The organism is Shimia sp. SK013, assembly GCF_001292625.1.
Taxonomy (GTDB): Bacteria; Pseudomonadota; Alphaproteobacteria; order Rhodobacterales; family Rhodobacteraceae; genus Shimia.
Window position 1 is genome coordinate 40,361 of sequence record NZ_LAJH01000006.1, and the last position, 12,285, is coordinate 52,645.

Genomic DNA, 12,285 nt, shown 5'->3' on the forward strand with positions numbered 1-12,285 from the left:
GTCGGGGTAACCCGAACGCTCCACCGGGAAATATCGACGGGCCGCGCGCCCGTTTTTTTGTGCTTGGAATACATCAATGAGTGACCTGATTGCCAAAGCGGCAATTGACCGTAAACTTGCCGAGATCGTCGGCCCCATTGTCGAAGACATGGGGTTCGAGCTTGTGCGTTTGCGTCTGATGGGCGGCAAGACCCACACGTTGCAGATCATGGCCGAGCGCCCTGATGGCGGCATCGAAGTGGACGAATGCGCCAAGATTTCCAATGCGGTTAGCGCCGCGCTGGACGTCGAAGACCCGCTTGTCGACAGCTATACGTTGGAAGTCGGCAGCCCGGGCATCGACCGCCCGCTGACGCGACTCAAGGATTTTGACACCTATGAGGGCTATGAGGCCAAACTGGAAACCAGCGAGCTGATTGACGGTCGCAAGCGGTTCCGTGGCATTCTGGCAGGTGTCGAAGGTGACGAAGTTCTGATCAACATCGAAGATCAAGGCGAAGCAGTGACAGTTGGGCTGACGTTTGACTGGCTGGCTGAGGCCAAACTGACGCTGACGGATGAGCTGATCAAAGAAATGCTGAAGGCCCGCAAAGACGCGGGTGTTTTGAACGAAGACCAATTTGACGACATCGAGACCGACGCGTCCAACGACACGTCCGAGGAGTAATACCAATGGCAATCACCTCTGCAAACCAGCTTGAGCTTCTGCAAACCGCCGAAGCTGTGGCCCGTGAAAAGATGATCGACCCCAATCTTGTGGTCGAAGCGATGGAAGAGTCGCTCGCGCGTGCCGCCAAGAGCCGCTACGGCGCTGAGATGGACATCCGCGTGGCGATTGACCGCAAGACCGGCAAAGCAACGTTTACCCGTGTACGCACCGTGGTCGAGGACGAAGAGCTTGAGAACTATCAGGCTGAGTTCACCGTTGAGCAAGCCAAGCAATACATGGAAAATCCCGAAGTCGGCCAGCTGTACGTAGAAGAAGTACCGCCAGTTGAAATGGGGCGCATCGCCGCGCAATCCGCCAAGCAGGTGATCCTGCAAAAAGTGCGTGAAGCCGAGCGTGACCGTCAGTTTGCAGAATTTCAGGACCGCGTTGGCACCATTATCAACGGTCAGGTCAAACGCGAAGAATACGGCAACGTCATCGTCGACGTGGGTCGTGGCGAAGCCATTCTGCGCCGCAATGAGAAAATTGGCCGCGAAAGCTATCGCCCGAATGATCGCATCCGTTGCTTCATTAAAGACGTGCGACGCGAGACCCGTGGTCCGCAGATTTTCCTGAGCCGCACCGCGCCGGAATTCATGGCCGAGTTGTTCAAGATGGAAGTGCCGGAAATCTATGACGGCATCATCGAGATCAAGGCAGTTGCCCGTGATCCCGGATCGCGCGCCAAAATCGCCGTGATCAGCAACGATGGTTCGATCGATCCTGTGGGTGCCTGTGTTGGTATGCGCGGGTCGCGTGTTCAGGCCGTTGTGAACGAGCTTCAGGGTGAAAAAATCGACATCATCCCTTGGAACGAAGATCAGCCGACATTCCTTGTGAACGCTCTGCAGCCTGCGGAAGTGTCCAAAGTTGTTCTGGATGAAGAAGCCGGAAAAATCGAAGTGGTTGTTCCTGATGAGCAGCTGTCGCTGGCCATCGGTCGCCGTGGCCAGAACGTGCGTCTGGCCAGCCAGCTGACCGCGCTGGACATCGACATCATGACCGAGGCCGAGGAATCGGAACGCCGTCAGAAAGAATTTGAAGAGCGCACCGCGCTGTTCATGGAAACGCTGGATCTGGATGAGTTCTTTGCCCAGCTTCTGGTGTCGGAAGGCTTCTCCAACCTCGAAGAAGTGGCCTATGTCGAAGTGGACGAATTGCTGGTGATCGACGGTGTCGACGAAGACACAGCCAACGAGCTGCAAGCGCGCGCCCGTGACTATATCGAAGCCAAAAACAAAGCCGCGCTGGATGCCGCCCGCGAATTGGGTGTCGAGGACAGCCTGATTGCATTTGAAGGCCTCACACCCCAGATGATTGAAGCGCTGGCCAAAGACAGCGTTCTGACGCTTGAAGACTTTGCGACTTGTGCCGACTGGGAACTGGCCGGTGGCTGGACCAATGTGGATGGCGAGCGTGTCAAAGACGACGGCGTTCTTGAGCCCTTTGGTATGACGCTAGAAACTGCGCAAGACATGGTGATGACCGCGCGAATCGTTTTGGGCTGGGTCGATCCAGCCGAGCTGGAAGCTGATGCCGAAGACGGCGACAGCGAAACAGCCTCTGACGAGGAAGCCGAGGCCTGATCTCAGGCCTCGGAGTCATGACATGAGCCGCGGCGGGCGGGCCACCGAAAGGCCATCCGAACCGGAGCGTAAGTGCATCGCCACAGGCGAGGTCCTGCCCACAGTTGGGTTGGTACGCTTTGTGGTGGGGCCGGACGATGCGGTGGTGCCCGACGTCAAAGGCAAATTGCCTGGGCGTGGAATATGGGTATTGGCCGATCGCGCGGCGATCACCAAAGCGGCGTCCAAGGGGGTTTTCTCTCGGGCCGCCAAACAGAAAGTACAGGTGCCGGAAGGCCTTGTAGACGAAGTTGAGCGCCAATTGGCCCATCGTGTGATCGAGCTCGTGAGCTTGTCGCGCCGGGCAGGTACGGCGGTGACCGGATACGAAAAGGTCAAAGACTGGCTGGTCAAGGACGTGGCAGAGATTTTGCTGCAGGCCTCTGACGGATCCGAGCGCGGAAAAATGAAACTACGCCCTCCAGATGAGGGCCACTACTTTGACTGCCTGACGGCCAGCGAATTGGGTTTGGCATTTGGGCGACAAACTGTGATACATGGGGCGCTTGCGTCTGGCGGACTTACTCAACGTGTTGTAGAGGAAGCCCTAAGATTAAAAGGCGTACGCGAGAAATCGGTGGTAGCGGCCACCGGGAAGGACAAGAAATCCAGATGAGCGATAACGACGGTAAAAAAACCCTGGGCCTGCGCGGCAGTGGTCGCCCCGGCAACGTGAAGCAGAGCTTTAGCCACGGGCGTACCAAAAACGTTGTGGTAGAGACAAAGCGCAAGCGTGTGGTTGTACCGAAGCCAGGAGCCGCCAAACCGGGTGCTGGCTCTGGCAAGGTTGCGGGTGATCCTTCGCGGCGTCCAGCGGGCATTTCCGATGCCGAAATGGAACGCCGGATGAAGGCATTGCAGGCTGCCAAGGCCCGTGAGGTCGAGGAAGCCGCAACGCGCGAGGCTGAAGAAAAGAAACGTGCCGAAGCGCGCGAGCGTCGCCGTCAGGAAGCCGAGACCAAAGAGCGCGAACAGCGCGAGGCCGAAGAGCGTGCACGCCAGAAAGCCGAGGCCGAAGAGACTGCAAAACGCGAAGCCGAGGACGCTGCAAAGCGCGCCGCGGCCGAAGCTGCGGCACCTGCGCCGGCACCGTCTTCTGCGCCTCAGGGCCGTGGTGCACCGACCAACAAACCTGCACCAGCAGCCACTCCGCGCAAATCCGACCGCGAGCGCGAACAGCGCAACACACGCGGCAAGGGTCGCGACGATGGTCGCCGGTCCGGTAAGCTGACACTGGGTCAGGCCACAGGCGGCGAAGGCAATCGCCATCGCTCCATGGCCGCGATGAAGCGCAAGCAAGAGCGCGCGCGTCAGAAAGCCATGGGTGGCACGGTCGAGCGCGAAAAGGTTGTGCGCGACGTGCAGTTGCCTGAGGCAATTGTGGTGTCCGAGCTGGCCAACCGTATGGCCGAGCGTGTTGGTGAAGTTGTGAAGTCGCTCATGAATATGGGTATGATGGTCACACAGAACGAGACAATCGATGCCGACACAGCTGAGCTGATCATCGAGGAATTTGGCCACAAAGTGGTGCGTGTTTCCGATTCAGACGTGGAAGATGTGATTTCCGAGGTCGAAGACGCGGAAAAAGATCTGAAGCCACGTCCGCCGGTCATCACCATCATGGGTCACGTTGACCACGGTAAAACCTCGCTGCTTGATGCGATCCGTGACGCCCGCGTTGTTGCTGGCGAAGCTGGCGGCATTACCCAGCACATCGGTGCCTATCAGGTGACAACCGAAGGCGGCACAGTTCTGTCGTTCCTCGACACTCCGGGTCACGCGGCGTTTACGTCGATGCGCTCGCGCGGTGCTCAGGTGACGGACATTGTTGTTCTGGTTGTGGCCGCAGACGATTCGGTCATGCCGCAGACGATTGAGGCGATCAACCACGCCAAAGCGGCAGAAGTGCCAATGATCGTGGCGATCAACAAAATCGACCGCGAAGGTGCCGACCCCAACAAAGTGCGCGCAGAGTTGTTGCAGCACGAAGTGATTGTTGAGGCCATGTCTGGTGACGTGCAGGACGTTGAAGTTTCTGCGATCACGGGTCAGGGGCTTGATGAGTTGTTGGAAGCCATCGCGCTGCAGTCCGAGATTCTTGAATTGAAAGCCAACCCTGATCGCGCAGCACAAGGTGCGGTGATCGAGGCGCAGCTGGACGTGGGTCGTGGCCCTGTCGCAACCGTTCTGATTCAAACCGGTACATTGCGCCAAGGCGATATCTTTGTTGTGGGTGAGCAGTACGGTAAGGTTCGTGCGCTGATCAACGACAAAGGCGACCGTGTGAAAGAGGCTGGTCCGTCGGTGCCTGTCGAGGTTCTGGGTCTGAACGGCACACCTGAGGCGGGCGATGTTTTGAACGTCACCGAGACCGAAGGGCAAGCGCGCGAGATTGCGGAATACCGCGAGCAAGCCGCCAAGGACAAACGTGCAGCAGCCGGTGCAGCGACCACGCTGGAACAGCTGATGCAGAAGGCAAAAGAAGACGAAGACGTCGCCGAACTGCCGATCCTTGTGAAAACCGACGTGCAGGGCTCTGCCGAAGCCATCGTTCAGGCGATGGAAAAAATCGGCAACGGCGAAGTTCGCGTTCGGGTTCTGCACTCCGGTGTGGGCGCGATCACGGAAAGCGACGTGGGTCTGGCCGAAGCAAGCGGCGCGCCAATCATGGGCTTTAACGTGCGTGCAAACGCATCTGCCCGTAACAGCGCCAACCAAAAAGGCGTCGAGATCCGGTACTATTCGGTGATCTATGACCTTGTGGACGATGTGAAAGCGGCGGCCTCTGGCCTGCTGAGCGCAGAAATTCGCGAGAACTTCATCGGCTATGCCAACATCAAAGAGGTCTTCAAAGTGACCGGTGTGGGCAAGGTTGCCGGCTGTCTGGTGACTGAAGGCGTCGCCCGTCGTTCGGCTGGTGTGCGTTTGCTGCGTGACAACGTGGTGATCCACGAAGGTACGCTGAAAACGCTCAAGCGCTTCAAAGACGAAGTTGCGGAAGTTCAGTCCGGTCAAGAATGCGGTATGGCGTTTGAGAACTATGACGACGTGCGCGCTGACGATGTTATCGAGATCTTCGAACGCGAAGAAGTTACTCGGACGCTGGACTAAGCGGTCACGTCAAAACCAAAAAGAAAAGGCCGCCTCAATCGGGCGGCCTTTTCTTTTATCGGTTGAGTGTCGAAATTGGCTTTCCGGAGAAAATCTTGTCTCCGACTTGAACGGAAATTCTGCCATCTGGCAAATTCCCGACCACTGTTCCTTGAATAGACACACAGCTGCCCACAGTAATGGTGCGTAACATGTCAATTCCCCCAGTTGATTGACAGGTTTCTATTGATCTTACTTCTCGCGAAAACGCAAAAAGTTCTCACGATGCACCATTATTAGCCACATTCAAGAAACAATAGAACCCTATCTTTTGGTCTTGGGCCTGTTTCTACAGCCTTGGGGCGATCACACCCAATCGCGGATCATCGGGATCAGCGGGATATCCGCTGGCGGCATATCGAAGTCGCGCAGCTTTTCCGGTCGCGCCCACTTCAGAACCTGACCTTCGCGCGCGCTGGGTGTGCCTTCCCATTTTCGGCAGGCAAACAGCGGCATTAACAGGTGGAAATCATCGTAAGTATGTGAGGCAAACGTCAGCGGCGCCAGACAGCTTTGCCACGTGTTGATGCCAAGTTCCTCGTCAAGTTCCCGGATCAAGGCCACCTCTGGGGTTTCCCCGGGTTCCACTTTGCCGCCTGGGAATTCCCACAGACCGGCCATAGATTTTCCCTCTGGTCGCTGCGCCAAAAGAATGCGGCCATCGACGTCAATCAGGCAAACAGCGGACACAAGCACGGTTTTCACGAGCGGTAATCCGCATTGATCGTTATGTAGCCATGCGTCAAATCGCAGGTCCATACGGTGGATTCAGAGGAACCCAAGCCCAGGTCCACGGTGATATTGATGGTTTGCGCCTTCATATACTCGGCTCCTGCGTCCTCGGAGTAATCCGGAGAGACCCAACCCGCCTCGGCCACGGGAATGTCGCCGAATTTAATCGTGAGAAGGTCGCGGTCTGCCGCGGCACCGGATTTGCCGATGGCCATGACAATGCGACCCCAGTTGGGATCTTCGCCCGCGATGGCAGTTTTCACCAAGGGCGAGTTGGCGATAGCCAGTGCATGGGTGCGTGCGTCCTGCTCGGTTGCGGCGCCTTGAACAGTGATTTCAACGAATTTCGTGGCGCCCTCACCATCACGCACCACTTGATGCGCCAGATCCAGCATCACCTCATGCAGCGCTGTGCGGAACGCAGCGTCTTCGGTCACATCCACACCGCTTTGACCGGTGGCGGCCAAAAGAAGGGTGTCAGACGTCGACGTATCGCTGTCCACGGTGATGCTGTTGAATGTCTTTTCATTCAGGTCCGACAGCATCACCTGCAGAGGGGCGCGTTCGATTTTGGCGTCGGTAAAGATATAGACCAGCATTGTTGCCATGTCGGGCGCAATCATGCCGGAGCCTTTGGCGATGCCGGCAATTTTCACTTCACCACTTGCCGTTTGGATCACACGGGCCGCGCCTTTGGCAAAGGTGTCGGTGGTGCGTATGGCTTCTGCGGCATCCGGCAAAGTGTGCGGGCTGAGAGTAGCCGCCATATCGGCGAGCTTCGCGGTGATGCGGTCATGTGGCAGCGGTTCACCAATCACGCCGGTTGAGCTGGAAAACACCCGCTCTTCCGGCACGTTCAAAGCCTGCGCCACTGCATTGGTCACGGCCTTGGTCGATTCAACGCCGTTCTTGCCGGTAAAGGCGTTGGCGTTGCCTGCGTTGACCACAATGGCCGCGCCCTGATCGCCGGAACCGCCAATTTTCTCCTGACAGTCCAGCACCGCAGCCGAGCGTGTCGCGGATTTGGTGAAAACGCCGGTCACGACGGTGCCGGCGGCGAGTTCCGCGATCATAACGTCCTTGCGACCGGTGTATTTTACGCCAGCCTCAGTGGTGGCAAAACGGGCACCCGCGATCTCTGGTAGGTCCGGAAACCGTGCAGGCGCCAGCGGGGAAACGTGGTTGATCGTGGCCATGGTCAGTCCTGCGCAATTGGGTCAGCGATCAGATCAGAACGTTTCAGAATTTCCGGGTCGATCTCTGCTGCATCGGTTTTTTCGATGGTCGCCTCGGCAGACAGCGTCGCGATATACTCGCGAACCGCTTCCTCCTGCGCTGTGTCGATCAGTTCCTGGCGGGTCTCTTCAAACGAAGGTGCTGTGACGGCGCGTGCGTTGTTCAGCTTGATAACGTGCCACCCAAACTGCGTTTGGACCGGCGCCGAAATGTCGCCGACAGTCATGGTGGCCACCGCGTCTTCGAACTGTTTGACCATTTGACCGTTGCCAAACCAGCCCAGTTCGCCTCCGGACGGGCCGGAGGGGCCGGTCGATTTTGCTTTTGCCAATTCAGCAAAATCGGCACCGGCTTCAAGTTCAGCGACGAGAGATTTCGCTTCATCTTCGGTGGTCACAAGAATGTGGCTGGCATTGAACTCGGTCTCTTCACTTAAGTGCGCGAAGCGACGCTCGTAGAGCTCCTGGAGGTCCGCGTCGCCGATTTCATGCACGTCCACAAAATCCTCTAGCGCCTTCGTTGCCAGCAGCGCGCGTTTTTCGTTCTCAAGCATCAAAACAACCGAAAGAGGTACGTCCCCGCCAAATGTATGCGTCAGGGCGGTTTGCTGGATCAACTGTTCAAGAATGCTGTCAAAAAGTACATTTGAGGGAAGGTCTTTGTACTGGTCCGGCAGGGCTTCGCGCACGGCAATCATTTGGCCGAGGGTGATGTCAATTCCGTTCACAGTGGCCATCACGGTTTTGGCAGAAAGTGCCTCTTCTGCGGCGACGGGAGATGCAAACATAAGAGCTATGGCACCGGCGCGCAGAAAATTGAGGGTTTTTGACATCGTTTCGTCCTTGGCTGTGGCCGCATGGGTCGGCGGCGTTGACACTGTTTGACCCGCCCCTTACATCGCTTTGAGGCTTAGGCAAACGCTTGTTTCCCCTCTTGTATGAGGGTAGCGGCGGGACAGCAAGAAATAGCCTCGTACGAATGCGTCAACGAAGGACACGACAACCATGCTCGGATTGGGAAAAATCGCCAAAAAGGTCTTCGGAACGCCGAACGACCGTAAGATCAAGGCGACAGGTCCACTCGTAGACAAGATCACCGCGTTGGAGCCGGAGTTTGAAAAACTCTCCGACGATGAGATCATCGCCAAAACGCAAGCATTGTCGGAACGCGCCAAAGGCGGTGAGTCGCTGGATGCGCTTTTGCCAGAAGCGTTTGCCAACTGTCGCGAAGCCGCAAAGCGCGCGCTGGGACTGCGCGCCTTTGATGTGCAGCTGATGGGTGGCATTTTCCTGCACGAAGGCAACATTTCGGAGATGAAAACCGGCGAAGGCAAGACCCTTGTGGCGACCTTTCCGGCTTATCTCAACGCGCTGACTGGCAAAGGTGTGCACGTTGTGACGGTCAACGATTACCTCGCCCGTCGGGATGCCGAATGGATGGCCAACGTGTTCACTGCGCTTGGCATGACCACCGGCGTTGTTGTGCCACAGCAGCCCGAAGACGAAAAACGTGCGGCTTATGCCTGTGACATCACCTATGCCACCAATAACGAGCTGGGTTTTGATTATCTGCGCGACAACATGAAGTCCGAACTGGCCGACATGAGTCAGCGCGAGCATAACTTTGCCATCGTGGATGAGGTCGACAGTATTCTGGTTGACGAAGCGCGCACACCGTTGATCATTTCCGGTCAGGCGCAGGATCGCACCGACCTTTATGTTGCCATCGACAAGCTGATCCCGGACGTGCTGGAAGAACATTACGAGCTCGACGAAAAATCGCGCAACGTGACCTTCACGGATGAGGGGAACGAGTTTCTCGAAGAGCACCTTCTGGCGCGCGGTTTGCTGCCCGAAGGTCAGAGCCTTTATGACCCCGAAAGCACCACGATTGTACACCACATCAATCAGGGTCTGCGGGCGCACAAGCTGTTCACGAAGGACAAAGACTATATCGTTCGCGACCGTCAGGTCGTGCTGATCGATGAATTTACCGGACGTATGATGACAGGCCGTCGTCTGTCGGACGGGTTGCATCAGGCAATTGAAGCCAAAGAAGGGTGCGACATTCAGCCGGAAAACGTGACCTTGGCTCAGGTGACCTTTCAGAACTACTTTCGGCTTTATAACAAACTTGGCGGGATGACCGGTACTGCGTCGACGGAAGCCGAAGAATTTGCGGAAATCTATGGTCTTGGTGTGGTCGAAGTTCCGACCAACCGGCCGATTGCGCGATTGGATGATGACGACGCTGTGTATCGGACCGCGCGTGAAAAATTCGAAGCGATTGTTAAAACCATCAAAGAGGCCAGCGAAAAAGGCCAGCCGATTCTGGTGGGTACCACGTCGATCGAAAAATCTGAGTTCCTGTCTGGTGAACTCGATAAAGCCGGCGTCACACACAACGTATTGAACGCCCGTCAGCACGAAAAAGAAGCACAGATCGTGGCCGACGCAGGCAAGTTGGGCGCGGTGACCATCGCAACCAACATGGCTGGCCGTGGCACGGACATCAAATTGGGCGGCAACGTCGAATTCAAAGTTCTTGAGGCGATTGCTGCCGGCCCCGAAGGCGATCACGAGGCCATTCGCGCCGAAATCGAAGAGGGTCACAAGGCAGATGAGCAGGCGGTAAAAGAGGCGGGCGGCTTGTTCGTTCTGGCCACTGAGCGTCACGAAAGCCGTCGTATTGATAATCAGCTGCGGGGCCGCTCTGGCCGTCAAGGCGACCCGGGCCGTTCATCCTTTTTCCTGAGTCTCGAAGACGATCTGATGCGCATCTTTGGCTCTGACCGGCTGGACAAGGTTTTGTCGTCGCTGGGCATGGAAGAGGGCGAGGCGATCATTCACCCGTGGGTGAACAAGTCGCTGGAACGCGCGCAAGCCAAGGTCGAAGGCCGCAACTTTGACATTCGCAAACAGCTTTTGAAGTTTGACGATGTGATGAACGAGCAGCGTAAAGTGATCTTTGGCCAACGCCGTGAGATCATGGAAGCCGAAGATCTGTCGGATGTGGCGCAGGACATGCGCCATGACGTGATCGGTGAGCTTGTTGATCAATATATGCCGCCGAAGACCTACGCCGATCAGTGGGACACCGAGGGGCTTTATGCCGCTGTCATCGAACGGCTTGGCCTGGATGTGCCTGTGATCGAGTGGGCAGACGAAGAAGGCGTGGATGACGAGCAAATTCGCGAGCGCCTTGAGACCAAAGCAGACGAAATGATGGCGGCCAAGGCTGTCAACTTTGGCCCCGAAGCAATGCGCATGATTGAAAAGCAGATCCTGCTGCAGACCATCGACGCAAAGTGGCGTGAGCACCTTTTGACGCTGGAGCATTTGCGGTCAGTGGTTGGGTTCCGCGGCTATGCGCAACGTGACCCGCTGAACGAATACAAAAACGAATCTTTCCAGTTGTTTGAAAGCATGCTCGACAGCCTGCGGGAGGATGTGACCACAACTCTGGCGCGGATTCGCCCCATTTCCGAGGATGAGCAGCGCGAATTGGCGCAGCAGATGCAGCAGCGCCAAGACGGGGCACCACAAGTGTCTGTCGCGGGTGCTCCGGAGGATGACGCACCTGTTCCGAACCCTGAAAATGCGGCCGAAGGCTTTGATGAAGACAATGCGGAAACTTGGGGAAATCCGGGCCGCAACGACAAGTGTCCCTGTGGGTCCGGCAAGAAATTCAAGCACTGCCATGGTCGTTTGACCTGACCTAATTGCGACAGACTTAAATCAAAAGGGCGCCTTAAGGGTGCCCTTTTTGTTTGGGAGATTGGCCTCCGTATTTATGTATCGGAGGCTTTCATGGCCAATATGAGAAACGTGTACCGACGCTATTCTATGGCGTGTGCGACGATGACCATTGCCATCTTTATTGGCTTTATTATGGAGCGTACCGAGGCCAGCCAGGCGCCCGTTGGAATGCAGGGCGCGGCACCTGTGTCTGCTTCGACTGCGATGAAGGTCAGTCTCGGGGGCGGTGTTTTGTCCACTCCGAAACGTCCTGTTGCCGATGGGCTTCCGATGATGCCCAGTGACCACGGCGCGCAAGCCAGCTTGCCAGTTGCTCCGGTGCTTGTCGCGGTTGCAGAAGACGTGCCTGTAGGGTTGATCCCTCAGGAAGAAGTCGTGCCAGCCATGTCGTGTGATGTGTCCCTTGCCGCCGAAGGTGCGGCCGGTGCAATGGTGCGACTGGTCCTCAACGCTCCGTGTCACACAGGGGAGCGTGTTTCGGTCCATCACGGCGATCTAAAGTTCACCGAAATGGTCGGCAACGATGGCTTTCTGGATCTCATGGTGCCCGCGCTCTCAACCAATGCGGTGTTTGCCGTGCTGTTTGCCAACGGTGACGGTGCGACAGCGACCGCCGCTGTGGACAGCCTGATGTTTTATGACCGCACAGTTATTCGGTGGACCGGTGAGAGCGGGGTTGAGCTGCACGCTCGTGAATTCGGCGCAGAATATGGCGAAGCTGGCCACGTCTGGCGTGGTCGCGCACGCGACATCTCAGCGATGATCGGGGGCGTTGGCGGCTTTTTGACGCCTTTGGGTAATCCCAGCATCCCAGACGCTGCACGCGCCGAGGTTTATACGTTTCCCAGCGTGACTGCGGCACAAAGTGGATCGATTGCGCTGAGCGTTGAGGCCGAAATCACGGATGGAAACTGCGGTCGGACAATCCACGTCAAGGCGGGCAAGATCGAGGCGGGTAAATCGGTGTCGTCCCGGCAAATGCAGCTGGAAATTCCGGCCTGTGACGCTGTGGGGCAATTTCTGGTGTTGAAAAACCTCGTCGAAGACCTGACAATCGCGCAAAAATAAGCTGGCG

General features: G+C 57.0%; 9 protein-coding genes. 6 read left to right on the forward strand and 3 right to left on the reverse strand.

Annotated elements, in window-relative coordinates:
- Positions 1-76 precede the first annotated feature (76 nt).
- The 4 genes from rimP to infB are packed head-to-tail and all read left to right on the forward strand — an operon-like array spanning position 77 to position 5,445.
- On the forward strand, positions 77-667 hold the full coding sequence (gene rimP / locus SHIM_RS01705; RefSeq protein ID WP_054000902.1) for a ribosome maturation factor RimP: 591 nt from the start codon (positions 77-79) through the stop codon (positions 665-667).
- Between the two features lie 5 nt (positions 668-672).
- Positions 673-2,295 carry a transcription termination factor NusA gene (nusA, locus tag SHIM_RS01710; protein WP_054000903.1) on the forward strand — a complete coding sequence of 541 codons (1,623 nt, stop codon included), beginning with the start codon at positions 673-675 and terminating at the stop codon, positions 2,293-2,295.
- A 22-nt stretch (positions 2,296-2,317) separates the two neighbouring features.
- A complete protein-coding gene (locus tag SHIM_RS01715) occupies positions 2,318-2,950 on the forward strand; it encodes an RNA-binding protein (protein WP_054000904.1) in 633 nt (210 codons plus the stop codon).
- A complete protein-coding gene (gene infB, locus SHIM_RS01720; protein WP_054000905.1) occupies positions 2,947-5,445 on the forward strand; it encodes a translation initiation factor IF-2 in 2,499 nt (832 codons plus the stop codon). The genes SHIM_RS01715 and infB overlap by 4 nt, the downstream gene beginning before the upstream one ends.
- Before the next feature lie 345 nt (positions 5,446-5,790).
- On the opposite strand, the gene SHIM_RS01725 is transcribed toward infB, so the two are convergent.
- From SHIM_RS01725 to SHIM_RS01735, 3 genes are read right to left on the reverse strand one after another with little or no spacing between them, the layout of a single operon-like run.
- Entirely contained in the window at positions 5,791-6,189 is a 399-nt protein-coding gene (locus SHIM_RS01725) for a (deoxy)nucleoside triphosphate pyrophosphohydrolase (RefSeq protein WP_054000906.1), read from the reverse strand.
- Positions 6,186-7,412 carry a bifunctional glutamate N-acetyltransferase/amino-acid acetyltransferase ArgJ gene (argJ, locus tag SHIM_RS01730; protein ID WP_054000907.1) on the reverse strand — a complete coding sequence of 409 codons (1,227 nt, stop codon included), beginning with the start codon at positions 7,410-7,412 and terminating at the stop codon, positions 6,186-6,188. The genes SHIM_RS01725 and argJ overlap by 4 nt, the downstream gene beginning before the upstream one ends.
- Before the next feature lie 2 nt (positions 7,413-7,414).
- Positions 7,415-8,284, reverse strand: coding sequence for a peptidylprolyl isomerase (locus tag SHIM_RS01735; RefSeq protein ID WP_054000944.1), 870 nt, complete (start codon positions 8,282-8,284; stop codon positions 7,415-7,417).
- A 172-nt stretch (positions 8,285-8,456) separates the two neighbouring features.
- On the opposite strand from SHIM_RS01735, the gene secA reads away from it, so the two are divergent.
- Together secA and SHIM_RS01745 are read left to right on the forward strand one after the other, a co-directional pair.
- Complete coding sequence (secA, locus tag SHIM_RS01740) at positions 8,457-11,168, forward strand: preprotein translocase subunit SecA (RefSeq protein ID WP_054000908.1); 2,712 nt, start codon at positions 8,457-8,459, stop codon at positions 11,166-11,168.
- A 93-nt stretch (positions 11,169-11,261) separates the two neighbouring features.
- Positions 11,262-12,278, forward strand: coding sequence for a translocase (locus SHIM_RS01745; RefSeq protein WP_152926383.1), 1,017 nt, complete (start codon positions 11,262-11,264; stop codon positions 12,276-12,278).
- The last annotated feature ends 7 nt before the right edge of the window (positions 12,279-12,285 follow it).